Here is a 24,304-nt window from a genome sequence, read left to right on the forward strand (position 1 = left end):
ACGCCGTGCCCCGGCGCGCGGGCCGGGGGCCCCGTGCGCCGACGAGGATCATCGCCATGCCGCATCCACCAGGCGCACGCAGGCGTCGTATGGGGCCGGGCCGAAGCGGGCGCTCCAGCCCGGCGGTACGGCGCGCCAGGCGGGCCACAGGGACAGCTGCCCGTGGGCGTTCTCCAGCACGAGGTGGGTGTCGTTGCCGTCGGGGCCCGGATCGAACGGACCGACTTCACTGCTCATGCGTCGAGCTCCTTCAAGCGAGCCGTCAGGATGGCGGCGATGTCGTCGAGGTGGCGGTCCTGCAGCAGCTGTGGATGGGTGCAGTCCAGGTCGTGGTTGACGATCGCGCCGCTGACGTGCGCGTGCCATGCCTGCCATGTGAGCCAGTCCTCCGTCCGCGGCGCGGCTGCCGTGAAGAAGAGCAGGTTGCCGTCGTAGGGGCGGTGCCGGTGCTCGCGCACCATGCGCGCGTGGTGGGGCACGACTTCGAAGATCTTCGACAGGGTCCGGTCGCTGAGCCCGGCGAGGGGGCTGCCCGCCCGTCGCAGCGTGGCCAGCACGTCCTCGCGGGTGCGCTCGTCGGTGCGGTCGAAGCCGGCCATGCGGAGCACCGCGGTGAGCGCGTCGCCTTCCTCGGGCGCCGGCCGCTCCCGCCACTGCTCGGTCGGGAACGCGTCGCACAGTGCGAGGAGGTCGACCTCCTCCTCGGCCTCCTGGAGCATGCAGGCCACGGTGTGCGCGAGGATTCCGCCGAGGGACCAGCCGAGCAGCCGGTACGGACCATGTGCCCGCACCGCGCGGAGGCACTCGACGTAGTCGGCCGCCTGTCCCCGCAGAGTGTCCGGCAGCGGCTCGTCGCGGACCAGGCCGCGCGCCTGGATGCCGTACAGGGGCTGGTCCGGACCGAGGCGGGCGGACAGACCCGCATAGCACCAGGAGATGCCACCGCTCGGGTGGAACGCGAACAGCGGGGTCCGCCCGCCGTCGGTGCGCAGCGGAAGGAGGACGTCGAGGGCCTCTTCGGCCGAGCTCCCTCCGAGTCCTGCACCGTGTGGCGATCCCGCGGCCTTGAGCCGGGCGGCGAGAGCGGCGGGGGTCGGCGCCTCGAACAGCGAGCCGATGGTCAGCTCGGTGCCGTACTCCTCCCGCACCCGCGCCACCAGTTGTACCGCGGACAGAGACGTGCCGCCCAGGTCGAAGAACGCGTCGTCGGGACCGGCCCGTCCGACCCCGAGCACCTCCGCGAACAGCCGCTTCAGCGCCTCCTCGAGCGGGTCGGACGGACACCCGGCGTCCTCGGCGCCGGTGAGGACGGGGGTGGGCAGCGAGCGGCGGTCCAGCTTGCCGTTGGGACTCAGCGGCAAGGCGTCGAGGCGGACGACCGCCGCCGGGACCATGTGTTCCGGCAGCACCTGGGCCAGTCGGGCCCGTACGGCCGCGGGATCGGCGTCACCGGTCACGTACCCGACGAGCCGGTCGTCCCGCACCAGGGCGCACGCGCCGTCCACGTCGGGCTGTTCCACCAGCGCGGCCTCGACCTCGCCCAGCTCGATGCGCTGCCCGCGCAGCTTCACCTGGCGGTCGGTGCGGCCGAGGTAGTCGAGCTCGCCCTGATCCGTCCAGCGCGCCAGGTCGCCCGTGCGGTACATCCGGCTGCCCGGCGGCCCGAAAGGGTCGGCCACGAACCGGGACGCCGTCAGCGCGGGGCGGTTCAGATAGCTGTCGGCCAACTGCCGGCCCGCCAGGTACAGCTCACCCGGGATGCCCGGCGGGCACGGCTGGAGGGCCGCGTCCAGCACGTACAGGCGGGTGTTCCACACCGGCCTGCCGATCGGAACCGGGCCGCTGCTGTCCGGGGCGCACAGGTGGTACGTGACGTCGACGGCGGCCTCCGCCGGCCCGTACAGGTTGTGCAGTTCGACGTCGGGCAGCGCCCGTACGAAGGCGTTCAGCGTTTCCGGGGGCAGGGTCTCGCCGCCGCAGAAGACCCGGCGCAGCCCCGTACAGGCGGACGTGTCGGCCTCGGCCAGGAAGGCATGGAGCATCGACGGCACGAAGTGGCAGACGGTGACGGACCGTTCGCGGATCAGACGGGCGAGTTCGACCGGATCCTTGTGGACCCCCGGCTCGGCGACGACCAGCGCCGCGCCCTCGCGCAGCGGCCAGAAGAACTCCCATACGGACACGTCGAACGAGGACGGGGTCTTGTGCAGCACCCGGTCGCCGGCGGCCAGCGGGTAGGTGTGCTGCATCCATCGCAGCCGGTTGTCGATCGCCCCGTGCGAGACGACGACGCCTTTGGGGCGGCCCGTGGAGCCGGAGGTGTAGATGACGTACGCGGGGTGGGCGGGCGTGAGCGGACGTGCCGGGTTGACCGGCGGGTAGGGGGAGATGTCGAGTTCGTCGAGGACGACGAGCGGGACCCCGGCGTCCTCGGGAAGGCGTCCCGCACGGTCGACAACGGCGCACACCGGCGCCGCGTCCCGGAGCATGTACGCGAGTCGCTGCGCCGGATAGTCCGGGTCGAGCGGCAGATACGCCGCACCCGACTTGAGCGTGGCGAACACGGTGGCGACCAGCTCCGGCGAGCGGGGCACCGAGACCGCGACCACGGCACCCGGCCGGGCGCCGAGGGTCTGCAGGTGCCGGGCCAGCCGGCTGGCGTGGGCGTTCAGCTCCGCGTACGTCAAGGAGACGTCCCCGTACACCAGGGCGGTCGCGTCCGGAGTGTCCATGGCGCGTGCCTCGATCGGGCCGATGAGCGTGGTCGGGGGCAGCGTGCGTTCGGTCTCGTTGAACTCCCTGAGGACCAGGGCGTGTTCGGCGGGCGTGGCGATGGGATGGACGGCGAGCGGCTGCTGCGGGTCGGTGGCGGTGAGACGGTCCAGCAGGTGGAGGAAGCGGTTCTGGTGGGCGGCGAGGTCGGCGTCCTCGTAGAGGGCGGGGTTGCCGTCGTGGTCGATGCACAGACCACGGCCGTCGGCGCGGGCGTAGACGTTGACCCTCAGGTCGTCGACCGGTCCCGCGGCCAGGTTGCGTGCCCGAGCGGGCGCACCCGCGAAGTCGACGGCGTAGTCGAAGGGCATGATGTTGAGGACCGGGCCGATCAGGGCGCGGTTCTCGCTGAGCAGTCCCAGGTCGCGGCGGATGTCCTCGTAGCGGTAGCGCTGGTGGCGGCGCGCTTCGCGGATGCCGAGCACCACTCGGTGCACCAGTTCGGCCAAGGTCGCGTCGGGGGAGACGGTGAGCCTGAGCGGCAGCACGTTCATCACCATGCCCGGCACGCGCAGCGCGGCCGACCCCAGGCGGCCCATCATGGGCAGGCCGAGCACGACGTCGGACCGCGCGGTGGCGCGCGAGACGTAGAGGGCCTGCGCGGCGAGCAGTACGTCGGGCCAGGTCGCGCGGAGCCGGGTGCCCAGTTCCTGCAGACGCTCGGTGGTCTCGGGAGGCAGCTCGACCGTGCGGCGGCGGAACGTGCGCGAGGGCAGCGCGCCGCGGCCCGCGAGCCGGGGCGCGGCGGGCAGGTCGGCGAACGTCTGCGTCCAGTGGGCCCGGTCGGCCGCGAAGGCGTCGGACGAGCGGTAGGCGGCGTCCTCGGCGACGAGGTCGGCGAGGGTGCCGAAGGTGCGCGGGGCGGGCATCTCGCCTCGGGCGAGCGCCGTGTAGAGCTCGGCCGTGCGCCGTACGAGGAGCGAGTAGCCGAAGCCGTCGATGACGAGGTGGTGGATGCCCTGGTACCACAGCCACCGCTGTGCGCCGACCCGGAACAGGGCTTGCCGGAAGAGCGGTCCCGTCGTCAGATCGCAGGGCTTGGCGAGGTCGGCGCGCATCCACGTCTCGGCCTTCAGCTCGGCGCCGTCACCGTCGTGCAGGTCGAGCACGGTCAGCGGGAGCTCGACGGCCGCGCGTATGTGCTGGCGCGGTCCGTCCGGGCCGTTCTCGATGCGTACGCGCAGGGCGTCGGCCTCGGCGGTGACGCGGCGGAGCGCCGCGGCGAAGAGGTCCGGGTCGAGCGGCCCGTCGATGTCCAGGCACTCCGCGGTGTTCTGCGCGGGGCTGAGCGGATCGAGGGCCTGCGCGTACCACATGCCCGACTGGGCAGCCGTCAGCGGCAGCACGCTGGCCGGGGTGCCCGTGCCGGCGCCGGTGGTCGTGGCGGCGGCGGTCATGACGCCCCCAGCAGCGGCGCCCAGGCGTTGATGGCCGGCTGCTCGGCGAGGTCCGCGAAGTCCGCGTCGACGCCGTGCTCGCGGCGCCAGCGTTCGAGTAGCGTCATGATGCGGACCGAGTCGAGTCCGTATTCCACGAGGTTCTCGTCGAAGGGGATGTCCGCGGGGTCCTCGCCGAGACAGTCGGCGACATCGCCGCGGAGCTGTTCCAGAGTGATGGCCACGGTGCTCAGAACTCCTTGAAGAGCGCGTCGGTGGTGGTCACGAACGCGCAGCGGCCGGCGGCCCAGCGCAGGGCCATGTCGTGGTCGTCGCGGGAGAAGTCGGCAACGGCATCGGCGACGACGAACGCCTGGATGTCCCGCATCCACGCGTCGCAGGCGGTCACCAGCACGCCGATGTGCGCGTACACACCGATGACGACCAGCTGGTCGCGGCCGGTCTCATGGAGCAGCTGCGCCAGCCGGGTGCGCACGAACGCGCTGTACTTCCACTTGATCAGGATCCTGTCGCCGGGCTGTGGCGCGACCTCCTCCGGCACGGCGAGCGCCTCGGCGTCATCGGCGGCGCCGAGGCCCCAGAAGTCGAGCTGGAGCCCGCGCTGCTCGGGCGTCTGGCCGCCGCGCTGGGCCGAATACGCGACCGGTACGCCGAGGCCGCGGGCGCGCTCCAGCAGCCGGCCGGTGTTGCCCAGCATCCCCGTCAGCGGCTGCTCGCCGGACGGGAACGCGCCGAGGAAGTGGTTCTGCAGGTCGTGGACGAGCAGCACGGCGCGCGCGGGGTCCGCGGTCCAGGCGACGCGGTTCTCCGGCAGCTCGTCCGCCGACGGCAGCGGGTAGGAGGCGATGGCGGGGAGTGCCATGGGAGAGGGCCTTTCACTGCGGCTCGGTTGCGGCCGCGGCGGACCGCAGCTGCTTCTTGCTGACCTTGCCGACCCCCGTCTCTGGGAAGGCGTCGACGAACTCGACGAGATCGGGGACCTTGTAGCCGGCGACGCCGCGGTCACGGACGAACCGCTTGATGGCGGCCGGCTTCAGCTGCTCGGCACCCTCGCGGAGGATGACGTAGGCGAGGGAGCGTTCCCCCAGGTACGCGTCGGGGACCCCGACGACGGCGACGTCGTGCACGGACGGATGGGCGAGGATGATGTTCTCGACCTCCTCCGGCGCGACCTTCTCACCGCCCCGGTTGATCTGGTCCTTGGACCTGCCGACGACGACGAGGTGGCCCGTCGGGGTGCGGCGCACGAGGTCGCCGGTGCGGAAGAAGCCGTCCGGTGTGAAGGCGCGCACGTTGTGGTCCGGCGCGCGCCAGTAGCCGCGGATCGTGTACGGGCCGCGGGTCAGCAGGTGTCCGACCGTGCCCTCGGGGACATCGTGCCCGGTGTCGTCGACGATGCGGATCTCGTCGTCCGGGGAGATCGGGCGGCCCTGCGTGGCGACCACGGTCTCGAAGTCGTCGTCCAGACGCGTGTAGTTGACGAGCCCCTCGGCCATGCCGAAGACCTGCATGAGCCGGCATCCCAGGGCGGGCTCCAGACGGCGCGCCGCCTCCGCGCTGTACTTGGCGCCGCCGACGAGCACCAGCTCCAGGCTCGCCAGGTCGTGACCGCTCTTCGGACCGGCCTCGGTCCACAGGAGGGCGAGCGGCGGCACAAGACCCGTCATCGTGATCCGCTCCTGCTCGACGAGGGCCAGGGCCGTCGCCGGGTCGGGGCTGGGGGACAGCACCACGGTGCCTCCGGCGTACAGCGTCCCCAGCCAACCCGGCGAACTCATCGGGAAGTTGTGTGCGGCCGGCAGGACGACGAGGAAGCGGGTGCCGGCGTCGACGCCGCAGATGTCGTCGGAGCCCCGCAGCGAGTAGAGGTAGTCGTCGTGGGTGCGCGGGATGAGCTTCGGCACTCCTGTCGTACCGCCCGACAGCTGGAGGAACGCCAGCTCGTGCGGCTCCGGTCCCGGGGGCATGGCGACGGGATCGCGGGGCACGTCGGACAGCGCGGTGTGCTCGCCCGGGTCGCCGACGACGAAGACGTCCCGCAGGCTCGGCGTGCGCTGCGCCACCCGCGTCGCGAGCTCGCGGTGGTCGAAGCCCGCGTGCTGGTCGGGGATCACGTACGCGACGGCCCCGGAGAAGGAGCAGAAGTGGCGGATCTCCGACTCCCGGTGCGCGGGCAGCGCGTACACGGGCAGCGCACCGATGCGGAACAGCGCGAAAACGACAGCGATGAACTCGCCGATGTTCGGCAGGTGGAGGACGACCCGGTCGCCCTTGGACATCCCGCGCGCCGCGAACCCGGCGGCCAGCCGGTCGGCCTGCTCGTCCAGTTCCCGGTACGTCCAGGTGCGGCGCTCGGGGGCCGGGTCGACGAGGGCGATCCGGTCGGGGTGGACGGCGGCGCGCTCGCGCAGCACGCCCCCGAAGGTCTCGCCGCGCCAGTAGTCCGCCGCGCGGTAGCGCTCGGTGAACTCCGGGGGCCAGGTGGGTGCGTCGGTCCCCGGGGTGGCGGCAGTCACCGGACGCAGCGCGGTGGGGTCCCCCCGGCCGGGGGCCGGCGGAGGGAGGGCGGTCACAGCGAAGCCCCCACGGCGTCGAGGAACGTACGGAACTTGGCGCCGGTCTCCGCGGTCTCGGCCTCCGGTGTGGAAGCGGCCACCACTCCGGCTCCCGCGAACAGCCTGAGCGAGCGCCCTTCGGCCTCGGCGCAGCGGATGGTCACGACCCACTCGCCGTCCCCATCCGCGTCCTGCCAGCCGACCATGCCGGTGTACGGGCCGCGCTCGAAGGGCTCCGACTCGGCGATGACGGCACGGGCCACGTCGGTCGGGGTGCCGCACACCGCCGGTGTGGGGTGCAGGGCGGACGCCAGCTCCAGGGAGGTGACGCCAGGGTCGGCGAGCTCGCCCGTCACGGTGGTCGACAGGTGCCACATCGCCGCCGTACGCACCAGCGTGGGCCGCTCGGGCACCTCCAGGCAGATGCAGAACGGCGCGAGCGCCTCGCGCACCGCGTCGACGACGACGGCGTGCTCGTGCAGGTCCTTGGGCGACTCGAGCAGCGCCGCCGCGCGTCGGACGTCCTCGGCCAGGTCGGTGCTGCGCGGCGCGGAGCCGCCCAGTGGGTTCGCGGTCAGGCGGCCGCCCTTGCGGGCGACGAGCAGTTCGGGACTGGCCCCGATGAGCGTGCGACCGGGGCCGCTGGGGACGGCGAAGGTGTATCCGACCGGGTCGCGGCGGGCCAGGCGGCTCAGCATGGCCGGCAGGTCGGGCTCGTCGGGCGAGGTCAGCTCCAGGGTGCGGGCGAGGACGACCTTGGTGAACTCCCCGGACCGCATCCGCATCACCGCCTCGGCGACCGCCTGGCCGTACCGCTCGGGCGCCGGAACCTCCCGCACCTGCCACGCGGTGACCCCCTCCGGAAGTGGCGCGGGCAGGGCGATGAGCGGGTCCTCACGCAGCGGCGGCGCCCACTGGACGGACTGGGGGGAGACCAGCGAATGCGGGGCGTCCGGGGCGAAGGGCACGGAGCCCATGACGACCGGTGCCAGGGCACCCGCCTGTCTCCGTGCGTCCAGCAGGGCGCGCACCCGCCATGTCAACGGCCGTGTGTCGTGGGGCACGTCGGCGGCGGTTCCCGAGCCCAGCAAGGTGCGGTGGGGCGAAGCGATGAACCGGCCGGTGCCCGGGCTGTAGGCGTCGAGCAGGGCGGTCGCCGCGCCGGGCGAGGCGAGCGGCGTGGCGGTGGATTCGCGCAGAGAGGCGGACATGGATGGCTCCAGCGGGGGACGGCACGGTCCGTGGTCGACGAGGCCGCTGCGGGCGGGCGGTTCAGGCCCGCAGGGTGGCGCCGCCGTCGACGTACAGGTCGTGCATGGTGATGTGACGCGCGCGGTCGGACACGAGGAAGACGACCGCCTCGGCGACGTCGGAAGGGTCGGCGATCCGGCCCAGCGGGATGCCGGTGCGGTGCGTCGCGAGGTCTCCCTCGATGACGCGGCGCGCGGCGGCTTCCGGGTCCTGGGTGTCGGAGGCGGTCCACATGGCGCGCTGCATGTCGGTCAGAGTCGAGCCGGGGGAGACCGTGTTGCAGCGGACACCCCGTGGGGCCAGTTCCAGGCCGAGGCATTTGGTGAACATCACGGCGGCGGCCTTGGAGGCGGCGTAGGCGGACAGGCCCGCGCGGGGGATGCCGGCCGCGTTCGAGGCGACGGTGACGATGGTGCCGCGGCCGCGCTCGGCCATGCGGCGGGCGGCCGACCGTGAGACGTGGAAGACACCGGTGGTGTTGACGGCGAACGTGGCCGCCCAGTCCTCGTCCGTCAGGTCCACGACCTGGGAGCCCCGCAGGATTCCGGCGACGTTGACTGCGATGTCCACCGCACCGAGCGTGCGCTCGGTCTCGGCCACGAGGGCCTCGACGGCCGCCCCGTCCGTGACGTCGAGCGGGCGGGCGGTGACCTGGTCGCCGTATTTCTCGGCAAGGGCCTGCACACCCTCGGGGTCCAGGTCGGTGGCGACCACGCGGACGTCCCGTTCGACGAGCGCCGTCACCACCGCCTTGCCGATGCCACGGCCCGCGCCCGTCACAAGGGCGTGCCGTCCGGAGAGTTCAGGGTCAGCACTCACGTGACCACCGCCTTCCGGTTGTCGTCGAGCCCGGGACCGCCGCCTCCGCACTGCCCGGGCTCGTCCACTTCCAGCCGTCCAGCGCGGTCGCGTGCTCGTCACGTCGGCGTTCGGCTGCTGATCGGCAGGCTTTCCGGCCGGCTCGTCGAGGCTTTCGGAGCCAGGCCGGTCGCAGTCAGGGTGCCGGGCGAACACCCGGTCGCCGTGGAGCTGCTCGATGTACTTCTCGATGACCGGCGTCGAGTGACTCTCGCTCTGGATACCGGGCTCGGTCTGGGTGCCGGGCCGGCCGAACCGATCTCCCTCAGCGTATCGCCGATGAACACGCCCTGCTCCACGAAGGCCGTGCCGCCCGCCGAGCGGCGGGCCACGGACACGCTTCCGCACGGGGTGGCCCGCTGTCCTACCGGTTCCGGGAGGGGGCCCGGCCGAGGACCAGGGAACGCGGTGAACAGGCGCCCGGGGTCGAGGAGTTCGTGGTGGGTGTCTTGCTGGGCACGCTGTGCACTCCACCACGTCACGCTGCGCTCCACCACGACGTTGGCACCCGGCGTGGGACACCCGCCCGCTCGATGCGGCGCATGCTTCAGGTCGATGCACATTGCCCCGAGAAGCCGGAACGCGGAGCCGGGGCTATCGTGAAGGTGTCGCCGACGATGAGTCTGTCCGCGGCAAGGCACCGACCTGGGGGTTCGGTGCTCTTCGATGAAACCCGCCGTGGCGCCGTGGCGTCGTGGTACGTCCTCGCGGCGATCGCGGTACGCGGGACGGCTTGACACCGGCGCGGCAGCGTTCATGGCACCGACGACGCCTGCCGGTCAGGTGGCACGAGTCCATCGAGCACACCCCCAGGCGACCCGGTCTCTGGTCGGTGCACACCTATGCCGAGTCGAGCAAGTCGAGCTCACCGGTGACGAAACATGGCCCGCTCCGAGAAGCGGCCGCTCTAGGGAGTGTCTTCGAAGTGGCGTCGTCCGCCCGGAGGGCGGGCCCGGCGGTGTCTGGTGCGTGCGATCGCAGGGCGGAGGAGGGGGAGTCCATGCGGTGGGGGCACCTCCCGTGCCCGAAGGGCCACGGGGGACATCGGCGACCGACGACAACGCAGCGTGGGGGGCACCTCCCGTGCCCGAAGGGCTACGGGGGTGGGGGCACCTCCTAGGCGCGAGCTCTGGGGGAGCGTGCCAGGCGTCACCGGGCAGACGGGACTTTGAAGACACGACCTAGGGGCGCCCGGGGTGTGGGTCGTCCCGCCCCGGCCGGATGACGGCGGCCGGGGCGGGACCGGTGGGAGGGTTGTCAGTCCTCCTTCCGGCCGGTCAGGGCCGGAAGGACCGGCGCGGCGTCCTGGGCCGTGTCACGGTGACCGTGGCCGGGTCGTCCCGCCCGGTCCGCGGGTGTGAGTGTGAGGGTTTGCTCGGTGGTGGTGCGGCCGTTGCCGATGGGGTTGCCGGTGGTGTCGGTCCAGGCGCGGGTGGGTGTGGTTTCGGCCAGTCGGTGCGTGTGGCCTGACATGCCGATTACGAGTCCGCTGTAGCGGTTGACGATGCGGAATGTGCCGGTGGATGTGCCGTTGGTGTTCTTGCCGGGGATGATGAACCATTGCTGGCCGACGGTCGGGCCGCTCGCCGGGGCTTTGGCCATGGTTGGTTTGGTGGCCCAGGCGCGGCCGCTGTTGCGGTGGGAGTCGACACCGAGGAGTTCCCCGCCGGCGGTGTTGGCTATGCGGTAGGAGCCGTCGCCGTTGGAGGTGAAGGTCCACTTGCTGCGGCTGGAGCCGCTTCCCGCGGGGAGCGAGGTGGTGGCCCGGCCGCTTTCGGCTTGTGCGAGGACGCGGCCGTTGCCGCTGCTGATGGTGTAGGCCGTTTGGGAGCGGACGGGGGCGGCGGGGTGGCTGGTTGCGATGGTGGTGTTGTAGTACTCGCCGGAGGTCCTGTCGGAGCATTCCCAGGAGCAGTAGCTGCGGAAGTTCTTGCCGAGGATGGTGGAGCCGGTCTTGTTGACCGAGTCGAGCATCCAGCGGTACCAGGAGCCTGACAGGTAGTCGCCGGAGTCGCCGATGAGCTTCCATTTCTGGGTGGCGAGGTTGTCGGTGGCGTAGAAGCGCTGCGGTTGGGTGGCGTCCTGCGTGATGGCTTCGGGCTGGCCTATGTACAGCCCGAGGTGGGCGTTGTAGGCGATGTTCATGGTCAGCAGGTCCGACTTGGCGGGCAGTTCCCCTGCGGCCTGCTGTTCGGCGACGGTGCCGGGGTTGGCCGGGTCGTAGTCGTTCTCGACGGGGGTGTAGCCGGTCTGGTTGTCGGCGTCGACCGGCTCCATGTTGCTCTCCAGCCCGCCGATGCCGGGCTGGGACCAGGAGCCGTCGTACCACTTCTTCCAGGAGCCGGCCGCCATCTTGGCGGACATCGGCGCGCGGGCGACGTGCCCCCTGCTGCCGTCCGTCCATCCGCCGGGGACGCCGCCCTTGGGGATGGCGCGGGAGTTGTAATAGACGTAGAAGTAGCCGGAGGCGGTGTCCACGAACAGTCGGGGGTCGCCGTTGCCGTAGTGGTACAGGTCGTTGGGGAACGCTTCGTTGTCGCCGCGCTCGGTGCTGTAGTGCGAGGTGAGGACGTGGTCCTTGATGTCCCAGGTCCTGCCCTGGTCACGGGAGACGGCGTAGTCGATCGCGTCGTAGTGGAGGCCGTCGCCGAACGGGTCCGGGGTGAACTCGTTGTGGACGAGGCCGTACCAGTCGCCGGTGTCCGGGTCCACCCACACGCCCATCAGGTCGCAGTAGTTGCGCTGCGAGTAGTGCGAGGTGTCCGGGGCGTACGTGGACTCACGGCCGGTGGGGCTGTTGTTGCAGCGCCAGGTGGTGTCGTCGTTGCGGTCCAGCGCGTTGGCGGGGTTCACCGCGTCGCTCAGGGCGGCGTCGCGCTGGGCGGTGTCGAAGTCCTTGCCGCGGTGGAACGTCCACTTGCGGGGGGCGTCCTCCTCGTACAGGGCGTGGGCGGACTGGTAGTAGAAGGCGCCGTTCTTGTCGATGTAGGTACCGGCGGGAGTGTCGTCGGGATTGGTCCACGGGCCCTTGGCGCCGATGGTGACGCTGTAGGTGGGCGAATCAGCGGGCGCGGCCGCGGACTCGCCCGCGGTTCCGGATACGGACGCGGATGCGGCCACCGGTGCCGCCGACAGCGTGCCGGCCAGCGCCGCGGCCACCGTGACGAGCGCGACAGGGACCGTCGTTCTCCAACGAGCTGACACAGGTCTCCTCTTGTGGGCAGGCCGCCGGGGGAGCGGCGGCCTGGGGTTCAGTGCCTTGCTAATTAGTTTTGATAGAATCCGAACTATTTAAGAGGCTGTCAAGACCCTCAACATCCGGGATCCGGTGGGCAGATGGTCCGGCGGCTCACCACTCGAAGACCGCCCAGCCGCGATGCGGCAGGGCGTCCATGAGTTCCAGCACATCACCGGTCGGTTCGACGGCGGACCGAACCGGCTCGTCCAGGGGTGCCAGCAGGGTGGCCCGTACGGTCCCGTGGTCCGAAGGCAGCTCGGGGCCCGACGGCAGGTGAACGCGCGGACGGGCGGCATCGGCGCTGCCGTTGACCACTGCGAGCCGGCGGGCTTCGCCCGATCGCGACGCGTGCGGGATCAGATGGGGCGCCCCGCTCACCAGCGGCAGCCGTGGATTCTTGCCTTCCAGGAAGCGGACCGCCGCATGGACCAGCAGCCGGTCCTCGTCACTGCGCGCCAGTTCGGCGGGTGCCGTCGCGGCCAGCACGGCGACGCGTCCGCCGAGCGAGTTGACGAAGTGGCAGCGCCCGGTGCCCCAGAGGCGGCCGTCCGGTGTGTGGATGCTCGTGACGACCTGGGCGCCGTCCAGCGGTTCGAGCCGGGCGAGTGCCGGCTGGACGTCGACGCTCAGCAATGTGCCTTCGCCCGCCGGGACGTCCGTCACCACGCGCTCCACGGCGTACGGGCCGGGTGGCGCATGCTCGTCGCGGGAGACCGGCTCTCCGGCCCGCACCCCCAGCAGACCGGCCAATCCCCGCCTGGTGAGGACGGCCGCGGCCACGCCGTCCAGCAGCAGCCCGCCACGCAGCATGTCATGGAGCTCGTCGTCACTGAAGGTGTCGGCGATCCGCCCGAACAGGGCCTGGACCGGGGCGGGTTGCGCGGTGACCGGAACCCCGTACCCGAGAAGGAAGTCGGCTGCCGCTCCGGGGTCGGCCTCCAGCTCCTCCAGCCGGCCCGTGACGGTCGTCAGACGGGAGGCGGTGTCCTGCCGCCAGGGCAGTCCGACACCGAGCGGGACGGGGCGCTCCTGGCCGCGTTCCGCCAGCCAGTCCAGGGCCGGCCGGGAGCGGCGCAGCAGCCGGTCGATGCGCGGGAAGCGCCCGGCGTGCTCGGCGTGGGTGGGATGGACGTTCAGGAGCAGCGCATCGGCCGCGGACAGCTGGGCGGTGACCATCTCCGACCAGGTCTGGGTGTCCGACTTCGACCACGACGTGTGCGGCCAGTTCTCGATCTCGGGCTCGCAGGTCGCATGCCGCGGGCGCAGCGCCCGCTGCAGCTCCAGGGACCAGATCGCGGAGGTCAGGCCGCGCGCCGGGGTGTCGGAGTAGGGCGCGAAGTGCGGTCGGTGAACCACGCGGGACCGCACCGACAGCGCGGTGAACAGGGCGGCCCAGTCCCGCCCCTCGACGGAGTGCGCCGCCGGCGGTGAGCTCATCAGCCCCAGCTGCGACCTGCCGCCGGAGCGCTCCCGCACCACCTCTGCCAGCTCTTCGGCGACTTCGAGCTGCGCGGTGCGCCAGACCTGCTGCAACAGCGTCCGCCAGGGATGCGGCGGGCCGGGTGCGGTGACGGCGGCCACCACCTGCTCCCGGGTGACCGGCTCGCCCGCGAGGCGGGCCAGACGCTCCAGCATGAGCGGCTCGAAGCCGCCGCCCCAGTCCAGTGGCGCGTGGTTGTGGAAGCGGAAGTCGTCCTCCACCCACAGCACCCGGAAGCCCAGTTCGGCGAAGCGCCCGTAGTGCGCGTACAGCCACTTCCGCCACCGGGGGCAGGCGAAGGACGCCTGGGCGGCCGCGGTCCTGCCGGTCGGCGAGACCATGGGGGCGAAGCCGAGCGTGCCGGCCCGGCCCCGGTCGGCATGCCCGGCGGTGACCCAGGGGTTGAGGCTGACGTCCAGGCCGGCGTCGCTCAGTACCGCGAGGGCTTCGGCCGCCGCCGCGAACCAGCTGGTCTCCTCCGGTCCGGCGAGGTGGCCGGTGTACAGCTGCTCGGCCCCGAGGAGCAGCACGACCTCGTCGACCCCGTTCTCCCCGCACATCCTGGCCAGTGCGCCCGCCCGGTCGGCGAGGTCGTCACCGGGGCGAAGCTGGAAGCGCAGGTGGTAGCGCGCCCGCCTGGCGGGTGAGTTCACCGGTCCCTCCCTGCGGCACTCAGCTGTCCGGGAACCACGGGAGCGGCGGCGGGTGCCACCGCCTTCATCCGGCGGAACTTCACAGGCATCTCCTCGGCCGTATTTAATTCGACTACAATCTAAACTTAGTTGTGGCTCGTCAAGCAGGTGGGAGCGAGTACGTCCTGAGCCGGGTGCCCCTCCCCGCAGTCCCCGCAACCGCGTAGGTTGACGGGAAACCGCGTCAATGGAACAGGAGCAGGCCGGGTGAAGGCAGACCTACGCGCAGCAGGCGTACGTGACTTGGGCGGCGAAGGACCGCCCCGGGCGAACGACCGCGCGTCGCTGCGCCGCTCCAACCTCGGCCTCGTACTGCGCCTGCTGCGCGACGCCGGGCCGCGCCCCCGCGCCCAGATCGCGGACGAGACCGGCCTGCCCAAGGCCACCATCACCAACCTGGTCGCCGAGCTGGTGGAACGCGGCCTGGTGCGCGAGGGCGAGACCGAGCGCCACGGCTCCGTCGGGCGTCCGGGCCGCACCGTGGAGATCGACGGCCGTACGATCTGCGGCATCGGCGTCGAGATCAACGTCGACTACGTGAGCCTCATCGCCTTCGACCTGCGCAGCGAGACCATCGTCGAGCGGCACACCCCTCTCGACGCACGCGGCACCGGGCCGGAGGCCGTGCTTGACCACGTGGCGGAGGCGATCGCCGAGACGTCCGAGAGCCTGCGTGCGCGGGGAGTCCGGCCCGTCGCGGTGACCATAGCGGCCCCCGGCGTGATCGGGATGGACACCGGCGTCGTCTCGTACGCGTCCAATATCGGCTGGCGGGACGTCGCCGTCACGGAAGGTCTGCGCACACGGCTCGGCCCCACGGCACCGCCGATCCGGCTGGAGAACGACGCCAAGCTCGGCGCCGTCGCCGAATACCTGGTCGTCGCCGCGTCCGACATCCACGACCTGATCTATGTGACCGGCGAGACCGGCGTCGGCGGCGGCATCATCTCCGACGGCCGGCTGCTGCGCGGATCGGCCGGATTCGCCGGCGAGATCGGCCACATGCCCCTGGGCCCGGGCGGACAGCCGTGCGCCTGCGGCCGGCAGGGCTGCTGGGAGACCATGGTCGGTCTCGCGGCCCTGCTGAGACTCGCCGCGCAGCCCGACGACCCGGTGCACGATCCCACCGTCGAACTGGAGCACCGGCTCACCGAGCTGCGCCGCCGCGCCGACGCCGACGACCCCGCCACCCGAGCGGCACTCGAGCGGATCGCCGACGGCCTCGCGCTCGGCCTCGCACTCCTCGCGGACGTCCTCAACCCCCGGGCCATCGTCCTCGGCGGCTACTTCGCCCACTTCGGCGACTACCTCATCGACCGCGTCCGCGGCGAGCTGTCGGCCCGGGTCATGGCTCCCGAGGCGGGCCGTTGCGAAGTCATGCTCTCCACCCTGGGGTTCAGCGCCGCGGCACGCGGTGGCGCCTACCTGGCGCTCGACCGGGTCTACCAGGACCCGAGCGCCGTCTCCGCCGCCCTCGACGTGTGAGCGGGCAGGCACCCGACGGCCCCGGAAAGCCGTAGACGATCGTTTGCCATCGGGAGGCTGATCGAGCTTGCTCGTCCGGCGCTGGAGCCGGTCGCGGTGCTTGCCCAGTGCGGCTCCGGCACAAAGCGAGCGGCCCGTGACCCGACATGCAGGTCACGGGCCGCTCACTCGGACGACGACGAAAGCATGCCCTCTGCCGGGCGGATCGCGAGGGTCGGGCACCTCGGTGTGGTGGTGCCAGGCGTTTTCACGTCTGCTGCATGCCCGCTGCACGTCCGCTGCACGTCCGCTCTGGGGCGTGTCATCCGCCGGCGGTGCCCTCGGTTTCCCATCGCAGCAGGTCGCCCGGCTGGCACTCCAGCACGTCGCAGAGCGCGGCGAGTGTCGCGAAGCGCACTGCCTTGGCGCGGCCGTTCTTGAGTACCGCCAGGTTGGCGGGGGTGATCCCTACGCGCTCCGCGAGCTCACCTACGGACATCTTCCGCCTGGCCAGCATTACGTCGATGTCGACGGTGATCGGCATCAGATCACCTCGTCCAACTCGGCCTGCATCTGCGCCGCTTCGGCGTCGCGCGCGACGGCCTGGGCGAGCAGCATCCGCAGTACGAGCACGAGGAGCGCGACCCCCAGGATGGCCACGCCGACCCCGCCCATGATCACGGAGACGCCCGGATCTTCCCGCTGGCCCGGCGCGTTGAGGGCCGTGACCGCGAACCATACGAGGGCTGCTGCCACGATCGCGCCGATCACGACGTCCACGTACCGGAAGGCGGCGCGGGAGAACACGGTCCCGCGTCGCACCATCGTCACCAGCTGCCATACGCAGACCAGGGCGACCTGGACCGACACCATGCCCAGGATCGTGATCACGCGCAGCGGGGTCAGCGGGAGCGATCCGTCTTCCGGGTCGTTCCCGCTGACCAACGCCCACACCATCCCTGCCTGTACGAACACGGTGCCGGCGAGCACCACCACGAGCACCGCGCGCAGCGCACCCACTGTCAGCTTTCCCACGGCCCATCCTTCCATCGAGTCACGATGGGAATCTATCGAATATCGATAGATCAAGCAAACGGTGGGACGGAGAGCGGGCGGCGGCCTCGCGCCGTGACGGGACGCCGCCCCTCCAGCGGCATGGCGTTCGCCCCGCGGCGACGGTCGCTGCCGCCGCGAGCCAGGGGCTGCGCAGCCACCGTACGGAGAGGGCCGGAACCGGGACCGCAGCGTGCTCTGCGTCGACCTCCCGCTCATCGCCCTCGGCGGCGCGCTGATCCCGCTCGCCGTCTGGGCCCTCTCCGGCCGCCATGGATGCCGGGCCGGGCCGGCGGTGCCCAGGCGAGTACCGCGGTCGTAGCACCCGCGAGCGAGAGGAAGCATCCAGCGGGTCACGCCGTGCCCCGGCGCCCTCCCCGCTCCCGGTCCTGACTCATACGCAGCAGTGACGGCTCACTGCTACCCCCGGTTTCCTTGCCGCACCGCCCGGCAGCCGGTGACGGAGATCGACGCCGGCAGCCCGAACGGTGCCCTCCCGTCGCGCCCCGCACGTTCCGCACGGCATCGCGCTCACCGTCGTCAGCTCCAGCTGCACCCGCGCGCGGGTGACGACGCCGAACGCGTCGCACCACTCCGCCGCGACCACCGCGACCACCGCGGCACGCGCGGCACGCGCGGCACCGCGCAGCGCGAGCGTCCACACAGGGACTACTCCGCGCCGTCCGCCGGCAGGCGCTCCGGCAGCCCGAGCCGCGGGAACCGGTCGTCGTGGAAGGTGAGGATCTCGGCGATCGCCCCGCCGGTGACGCGCAGGACGTCGATCGTCAGCGGCAGATACGCGCCCTCCTGTTTCCGCCAGTGGTAGAAGGCGACGGCGGGCTGCCGGTTTACGGAGGTGAGGACGGTGCGCAGGCCCTTCATGCCCTCGAAGCCGCTCGCGATCCAGTCGTTCACCACCGCGTCGCGGCCGACGTACAGGCCCGGCGTGGGCGGCATCGAGCAGCGGACGTCATCCCGCAGCAGTGCGGCGAGCCTGGCGACATCCGTGGCCACGCTGGCGTCGGTATAGCGGCGCACCAACTCGCGCGTCCCGGCGTCCTGTTCGCCGCCGGTCCAGTCCTGCCGCTCGGCGGGCAGGTGCACCCGCATGCCGGCGCGGGCCCGCTGCAGCGCGCTGTTCACGGAGTTGACAGAGTCCCCGAGGAGCTCCGCGACGTCCTTCGCCGGCCAGCCGAGCACATCCCGCAGGATCAGCACGGCCCGCGGGCGCGGCGCGAGGTGCTGGACTGCGACCAGGTACGCCAGCTCGATCGTCTCCCGCGCGACGGCGACGGTCTCCGGCTCGTCCGCGTCGCCCGCGGGCAGCTCGTCGAGCAGCCGGTCCGGGTAGGGCTGCAGCCACAGCACCTCGCCGCCGGTCGCAGGCTCCGGGCGGCACTTGGCGAGCAGGTCCAGGCAGGCGTTGGTGGCGATCCGGTACAGCCAGGCCCGGAACGTCGACCGCCCCTCGAAGGTCTCCCGCCGCCGCCAGGCACGGAGGAACGTCTCCTGCACGGTGTCCTCGGCGTCCTCGAACGACCCGAGCATCCGGTAGCAGTGCACGTGCAGCTCCCGCCGGTGCCGCTCCGCCAGCCCCGAGAACGCCGGCTCGTCGACCTCACCCAGCCCGCTCACGCCCAGCTCCTCCAGCCGCGTGTCCGCACTCATCACGTCATCCTTCCGCCTCGTCGTGTCCCGTCGCAGGTGTGACGGGTGCGGGCGCGAAAACTCATCACTGGGCTCGGTCGGCGTGGCTCAGCGTTCCTGATCCGTGGTAGTCCGGCCGGCCTGCACCATTGCTTCGATCCCAACCGTCCCAGCGGCCCGCCCGGCGCTACCTCCACCAACTCCCGACGGCAGCGACGGCCGGCCCGCCAACTCCGGTACGCACAGTCGACGAGCCCCGGAACTACTGGCTCGTTCGGCCCGGCCTCGAGCCGGACCAATGAACCGTCATGGTGAACGAGGCGCGCGGCGACCGATGGGAGCATTTCTCCGTATCCTGCACGCAATTCCTCGCGTCCGCCCTTGACGGAGAGCTGCAGTCGAGCATCCCCTCATCCTTGTTTCCCCGCGCCACACATGAATTCCGCCGGCTCGGTGCGGTTTGACGACGGGGCGCTCTGTCGGCCCCAAGGCTTCGGTGTGGTCGGATGCCGTCTGATTGGTGACGCTGCGTCGGGTGCGGCTGCCCATGCCCGGGAGTGCGCTGCGGGCGGCCTCTCGATCGGCTCCAGCGTGGCGAACGCGGCAGCGGTGTGCGGTAGCGGGTCACGCCGCTCGGCGCTGGCCAGCTGGCGGGTGCCGGTCCACCAGACGGGCGAGCCTCTCGTCGAGGACTGCGCGGTCGCGGTGTGCCCACATCGTGTCGACGTCGTGGCGCACGAGAAAACCGAGTGAACGGCATGGATGCGCGTTCATCGTGGTGACTGAGTACGGACCGGGGGCTTTAGCGGTTGCCCCCTAGACGTATGTCTTGGGTCCAGGCGTTGGAACGCCCTGAAGGGGTCGTCTTGCACGTGGTGGCGTAGCAGCGCCAGAACCAGTTGCCGTTCTTCCGTCGCCGGATCTCGATCTCCGTGCCCTGGCACCGGCCGCACTGCGGTGGGCGGGCGAAGGTCTCCGCGTGCTCGTGCGCGAGCAGCTTGCGGGCGAAGTACGCGCCGCGCATCGCGACCATCACTTCCCGCGTCCAGCTCTGGGACAGAGCGTTCAGGCTGCCGAGCAGCACAGTCTGCTCGTCGAAGACCGCGATCTTCTGATGCATGACATTCATCGGGATCACTGTGTGGGCCACGCCGCGAAGATCCGCTATCAGCGCCTGGCTCGCAGGCTTGCGCTGCAACTGGTCGGTGTCGTCGCGGATGAAGACGGTTATCCGTACGCCCCGGTCGGTGGCGGCCGCGAGGGCGGGCAACAGGGAGCGGAGCCGTTTTGCGACCCACGGCGCCCAGAGCCACAGAGAGCGCTCTGCTCGGTTGATCTCCTCGGCGAAAGTGTCGTAGAAGGTCGTCTCGTCGTGGACGTCGGTGACCTCCACGTGCCGACCCAGCACTTCCGCCAGAGCCGTGCCGAACTCGCCGCGGAGCGGGACCGGTGCCGTCGGCGGAGCGATGAGGTGCTTGGCTTTCAGGACCCGAACGCCCGGGGACCCGATCAGTGCGCCGAGCCGGGCCAGCGCAGTTCCGGGCTTGGCGTTTCTGACGCGGGCTCCGCCGGCGACGACGTACAGCCGGGTCTTCGTCCGCGTCACTGCCACGTTGAACAGGCGGATGCCGTTGCGGCGCCAGGCGTCGGCCCCCGGCTGCCGGTGGGCGAGAGCCATCCACAGCTCGCGGCTGTCGCCGCTGCCTTCCACTGTGTCGAAGACGACGACGTCGAACTCCCGGCCCTGGAACCGATGGGCCGTACCGACCTCCGCGAGCGGACGCCCCGCGCCTTCGACGTCGCGCAGTGCCTCCAGGGTGGCCTCGGCCTGGACGCCGTACGGCGTGACGATGCCGGCCTCCTCGCCCTGCTCGCGATGGAGTTCCACCAGAGCCCGCGCGATGAGCGACCCGGCGGGCCACCATCCTTTGCGGCTGCCAGTCAGGTGGGCGCGAGCCAGTCCGTCCAGGCCGTCGGTGTCGATGAGGACGATCTCGGGGTCGTTGTCCGGCCTCTCCCGCAGCACCTGGGGGCCGCCCGTGAGGACACCGCCGTACGCGAGATCGTTGGCCAGGCGCATGACGGCGGGGCCGAAACGGTGCTGTTCGGTGAGCGTGACGCACGACGGGTGCGCTTCGGCGTCCGACGGTTCGTGGATGCCGCAGTGCTGGAAGACGTCCGGGTGCAACCACCGTTTGATGTCGGGACGGTCGCTGTTGCCGAGGGCCGGCGGGATCACCGGCCCGAGCTGCATGAAGTCCCCGAGCAGGACGGCCACCCGGTCTGCTTTGCCAGTGGCGAGCAGGACCTCGGGGAGGGTTGCGGCACCCGCCTCGTCGATGAGGACGACGTCGTACGGCCCCTCGAGGACCGTCCGGTTGGTGCGAAACCGGGCCAGGGTCGTGGCGACCAGCTTGGCGGACTTGATGATCTCGCCCTGGGCGTTGCGGGCGAGTCGCTCGTATCCTTCCTGAGCCAGCTGGTACTGCTTCTCCAGCTCCGGGCGGCGGGTGCGGTCGGCGGACACGGCGGGACGTAGCCGTTCGGCCCGATCATGCTCGGCCGGCCAGCCTCGTTCGGCGGCCTGTTCGGCCAGGTCATGGGCCTGTTGGGCGCGGGCGGCGGTCTCGGAGGCCCGGATCGCCTCTTGCTCGAGGGCGAGCGCCTGCTGCTCAGCCTTTTTGCTCTCGGCCACGAGCGATATGACGTCGGCTTCGAGCCGGGAGATCTGGTCCCGGGTGAGCGGGATCGTCTCGACCAGTGCGTTGATGCGGGCACCGATACGGGCGATGTGCGCGGTCGCGGTGGCGCGGGCCTCCTGTGCTGCTGCACGGGCGTCGGTGGCTGCCCGCCGGGCGTTCGCCAGCTCGCCCTGAAGGCCTGTGATCGTGCCGCGCTGTCGCCACCTGCCGACGGCGCCCTTTGCCTCAAGTTCCTTCAGCCTCAGCTCCAGGGAACGGCGGTGGTCGTCCGCGAGCAGGGCGTCGGACTCGCTGTTCCCCGCCGCTTCTCGCACGCGGGTGATCTCCTCCGAGAGGTCGTCGACTTCGCGCCAGCGGTCCTTCACTGCCTCGGCGGCCCTCTGACGCGCTTGTGCTGTCCCGATGGCCTCCCCGAGGTGGTGCAGGCGTTGGACCGCTTGGCTGAGCCGCGCTTCCACCTTGATCACCCAGGCTTGCGTCGCCGCCACGTCCTGTCCGGGCGTCCGTACGAACTTCAGCGCCGCGAAGTACGACGGGGCGTCGAATCCCGAGAGGTTGCCTTCCAACACTGTCAACTGCTGGGCCCGGTCCCTGATGGCGACGAGTTCGGTCTCGATTTCCGCACGCCGGGCCGCTGCCTCCGTCAGCCGGGCCCGGATCATCAGGGGCAGGGACACGGAAGGGTCCTCGGCCACTTCGCGCAGGTGTGGCGGCCCCACCCGGACGATGTCACCGAACTCGTGGCGCTTCCCCCGCACCACACCCAGCAGGGCGTTGTCCACGGCGATGTTCGTCGCCGACACCAGCAGCACACGCCGACCCTGGGCGATCAGGTCGCCGATGGCCCGCTTGAGGACGGTGGTCTTCCCTGTGCCCGGTGGCCCCCACACCAGGTGGACGCCTTCGCCGAGGCACGCTCGGTAGGCGTCCGCCTGGGCACGATGGAAGCCCGGCGGGTCGACGGCGTGCACCGAGGGGCCGCCGATTGTCGCTGTCGCGAGTGCAGTGGCGAGGGGATGTTCACCCAGCCCCGCGATGCCGTCACGCAGGGCCTCGATCAGGAAGGTGGGCGGCTGCTTGAGCATCCACAGGTGAGGGTCGGCGATCTCGGCGAACTCCGGTACCAACAGTGTGAGCAGGGAGCCGTTCTGTACCACTTCGGAGACAGTGAAGCCCTTGGTCTCGATGCCGTCATTGTCCGGTCCGGCCAGCCTCAGGGAGTCCAGTTGTTCCGGTCCGATGTCGGAGCCCCGTAGATCGACCACATACCGGCCCGGATCACCGCTCCGGGCCGCCCGCCCGACGAGCTGCCAGCGTGGCTGCTTGCCCGCGCCTCCTTCCACGGCGATCCACTCGCCGAGTGCCGAGGCGATTTCCTCGCGCCATCCCACCTACCGTCCCCCGATCCGTCCGGTCGGCCGCCTGCCCGCTGCTGCGCCGCACCCTATCCACCTGGTGGTTGTCACATACAGTGAATGGCCGATGGTCGGCAGTCTCAACGTGGTCGTGAGCCGACCGTCCGGCGAGATCCGGCCAGCTTCAGCGGCGCGCAGCGTGGTCTGAGCAAGCCCCTCGACCGGCAGCGATGGCCTACACCGCCGACACGGTCGGTGAGAGCTTTCACGGGGGGACTCGATGACAGAGGGCATGGTCCGCCCGTCTCCAGCGGAGTTCTGCGCGCTGCCGCGTAGCACATTCGGGCTGATCCCGTGCTGCACACGGCATCAGGCGCGGTGGAGCTGCGCACCATCGATGTCAGACGGACCCGCTGTACGGACGGATGAGGCGGCACCGGAAGTGGGAGCAGTGGTGCCAGCGCGCGCCGCTTCCGGAGAGGCATTGCCTCCGTTCCGTGAGCCTGCACCGCAGCAGTGAGACCCGCAGGGGCAGGCTCGGTGCGGTCTGAAGGGTCACAAGGAGACGAGTACGACAGCGGACGCCCGACTGACGGACCGGCAAAGATCAAGGGGGTCGTCACCCCACCGTGCACGGCGAGCCCTCGACAGTCCAGAGCGACTATGACTGGGCCAAGGGCGCAAAAACCCAGTCCATCAAGGATCCAGGCGGCCTGGCTCTGACCACCGAGAAAAGGATCACGATGGGTTGAAGCGAAGGGGCACGGCCACCGGTCCTCGCACGACAGGGCGGCGTTGCCACCTGAGCTCGTCAGGCGGGCAGGCCAGTTGCAAGCCGGCCAGCCTCCGCAGCAGCGTGGTGATCGCGACCTCGGCTTCCATCCGGGCGAGCTGTGCGCCGAGGCAGTAGTGGATGCCCCGGCCGAATGCTACGTGTGGGTTGGGAGCACGCGTCAGGTCGAGTGCGTCCGGGTGGGTGAACGCCTCGGGGTCGCGGTTGGCCGAGCCGAGTAGCAGCGATACGACGTCTCCCGCCGGGATAATCATGCCGTCGATCGAAACGTCCTCACGCGCCACGCGTAGCGGGGCCGCCCAGACAGGGCCGTCGAACCTGAGCAGTTCCTCCACTGCGGTGTCCATCATCGAGGGGCACTCGCGCAACTGTGCGTTCTGCTCAGGATGGGTCAGCAGGGCCACGATCGCGTTATTGAGCATGTTGACGGTGGTTGCGTGGCCGGCCGACACGACGATCGCGGCCTGACCGACTTCTTCGGCAGCATCGATCTTGCCCGCTGCGCGCGCACGGGCAAGGGCATCGAGCAGGCTGCCAGGCGGTGCGTGATGGTGGGAGAGCTGCCGGCTAACCACTGCCGTGAGTTGGCGATGGGCGCGTGCCCCCGCCTCGCCGTGGCCGTAGCGCGCAGCAGCATCCACCGCCCGCTCCAGGTCCACCCGAAGCTCTGGTGCGAACCCGGCTATCTCGCAGACCACGTGGAAGGGCAGCCGCGCGGTGAGTGCCCCGACCAGTTCCACGGTGCCGCGCCCGGCGAACTCATCGATCAGCCGGTCGACCAGTTCCTGCACCCAAGGACGCAAGGCTGCTACACGCCCCGCGGGCAGCGGCACCGCGGCACGCAGCCGCGCGTGCGCGGGCGGGTCGGCATTCAGGAGATTGCACGCCCCGGCTTCCTGCCCTACTGGCAGCGCTGCCACTCGCGATCCGCCAAGCGTCAGATCGCTCGACAGTCTCCCGTGGTCCACGAGGAGCGTGTGCACATCACGTGAGCGCGATACCAACCACCGGCCACGCACAGGATAGGCGGGAGCATTCTCACGCAGC

Annotated in this window: 15 protein-coding genes; 1 reads left to right on the forward strand and 14 read right to left on the reverse strand. The window is 71.2% G+C overall.

Features of this window, described 5'->3' with window-relative positions; genetic code table 11:
- Positions 1–48 precede the first annotated feature (48 nt).
- The 9 genes from KK483_RS29780 to KK483_RS29820 all read right to left on the reverse strand — a co-directional run bounded on the left by KK483_RS29780 (position 49) and on the right by KK483_RS29820 (position 14,204).
- A complete protein-coding gene (locus tag KK483_RS29780) occupies positions 49–237 on the reverse strand; it encodes an MbtH family protein (protein WP_262008308.1) in 189 nt (62 codons plus the stop codon).
- A complete protein-coding gene (locus tag KK483_RS29785; protein ID WP_262008309.1) occupies positions 234–4,169 on the reverse strand; it encodes an amino acid adenylation domain-containing protein in 3,936 nt (1,311 codons plus the stop codon). Before KK483_RS29785 ends, KK483_RS29780 begins: the two co-directional genes overlap by 4 nt.
- The gene (locus KK483_RS29790; protein ID WP_262008310.1) at positions 4,166–4,393 is read right to left on the reverse strand and encodes a phosphopantetheine-binding protein; all 228 of its coding nucleotides are present in this window, start codon (positions 4,391–4,393) and stop codon (positions 4,166–4,168) included. The genes KK483_RS29785 and KK483_RS29790 overlap by 4 nt, the downstream gene beginning before the upstream one ends.
- Before the next feature lie 5 nt (positions 4,394–4,398).
- On the reverse strand, positions 4,399–5,031 hold the full coding sequence (locus KK483_RS29795; RefSeq protein WP_262008311.1) for an isochorismatase family protein: 633 nt from the start codon (positions 5,029–5,031) through the stop codon (positions 4,399–4,401).
- Positions 5,032–5,044: 13 nt separating this feature from the next.
- Entirely contained in the window at positions 5,045–6,685 is a 1,641-nt protein-coding gene (locus KK483_RS29800) for a (2,3-dihydroxybenzoyl)adenylate synthase (RefSeq protein ID WP_262008312.1), read from the reverse strand.
- Positions 6,686–6,738: 53 nt separating this feature from the next.
- Positions 6,739–7,935 carry an isochorismate synthase gene (locus tag KK483_RS29805; RefSeq protein WP_262008313.1) on the reverse strand — a complete coding sequence of 399 codons (1,197 nt, stop codon included), beginning with the start codon at positions 7,933–7,935 and terminating at the stop codon, positions 6,739–6,741.
- Between the two features lie 61 nt (positions 7,936–7,996).
- Positions 7,997–8,794, reverse strand: coding sequence for a 2,3-dihydro-2,3-dihydroxybenzoate dehydrogenase (locus KK483_RS29810; RefSeq protein ID WP_262008314.1), 798 nt, complete (start codon positions 8,792–8,794; stop codon positions 7,997–7,999).
- A 1,296-nt stretch (positions 8,795–10,090) separates the two neighbouring features.
- The gene (locus tag KK483_RS29815; RefSeq protein ID WP_262008315.1) at positions 10,091–12,037 is read right to left on the reverse strand and encodes an RICIN domain-containing protein; all 1,947 of its coding nucleotides are present in this window, start codon (positions 12,035–12,037) and stop codon (positions 10,091–10,093) included.
- A gap of 145 nt (positions 12,038–12,182) precedes the next feature.
- Positions 12,183–14,204 (reverse strand): hypothetical protein, encoded by a 2,022-nt coding sequence (locus tag KK483_RS29820; RefSeq protein WP_262008316.1) that lies wholly within the window; start codon positions 14,202–14,204, stop codon positions 12,183–12,185.
- 246 nt (positions 14,205–14,450) lie between these two features.
- Between KK483_RS29820 and KK483_RS29825 the strand changes: the two genes are divergently transcribed.
- Positions 14,451–15,728, forward strand: a complete 1,278-nt coding sequence (locus KK483_RS29825; RefSeq protein ID WP_262008317.1) for an ROK family transcriptional regulator — start codon at positions 14,451–14,453, stop codon at positions 15,726–15,728.
- A gap of 301 nt (positions 15,729–16,029) precedes the next feature.
- Here KK483_RS29825 and KK483_RS29830 read toward each other — a convergent pair whose 3' ends face one another.
- The 5 genes from KK483_RS29830 to KK483_RS29850 form a co-directional block, all read right to left on the reverse strand.
- Complete coding sequence (locus KK483_RS29830; RefSeq protein ID WP_262008318.1) at positions 16,030–16,251, reverse strand: helix-turn-helix transcriptional regulator; 222 nt, start codon at positions 16,249–16,251, stop codon at positions 16,030–16,032.
- Positions 16,251–16,742 carry a DUF2975 domain-containing protein gene (locus tag KK483_RS29835; RefSeq protein ID WP_262008319.1) on the reverse strand — a complete coding sequence of 164 codons (492 nt, stop codon included), beginning with the start codon at positions 16,740–16,742 and terminating at the stop codon, positions 16,251–16,253. Before KK483_RS29835 ends, KK483_RS29830 begins: the two co-directional genes overlap by 1 nt.
- A gap of 687 nt (positions 16,743–17,429) precedes the next feature.
- Positions 17,430–18,428, reverse strand: a complete 999-nt coding sequence (locus KK483_RS29840) for an RNA polymerase subunit sigma-70 (RefSeq protein WP_262008320.1) — start codon at positions 18,426–18,428, stop codon at positions 17,430–17,432.
- Between the two features lie 781 nt (positions 18,429–19,209).
- Entirely contained in the window at positions 19,210–22,500 is a 3,291-nt protein-coding gene (locus KK483_RS29845; protein ID WP_262008321.1) for an AAA domain-containing protein, read from the reverse strand.
- 702 nt (positions 22,501–23,202) lie between these two features.
- Positions 23,203–24,177, reverse strand: a complete 975-nt coding sequence (locus KK483_RS29850) for a cytochrome P450 (protein ID WP_262008322.1) — start codon at positions 24,175–24,177, stop codon at positions 23,203–23,205.
- Positions 24,178–24,304 lie beyond the last annotated feature (127 nt).

Source organism: Streptomyces sp. FIT100, assembly GCF_024584805.1.
Taxonomy (GTDB): Bacteria; Actinomycetota; Actinomycetes; order Streptomycetales; family Streptomycetaceae; genus Streptomyces.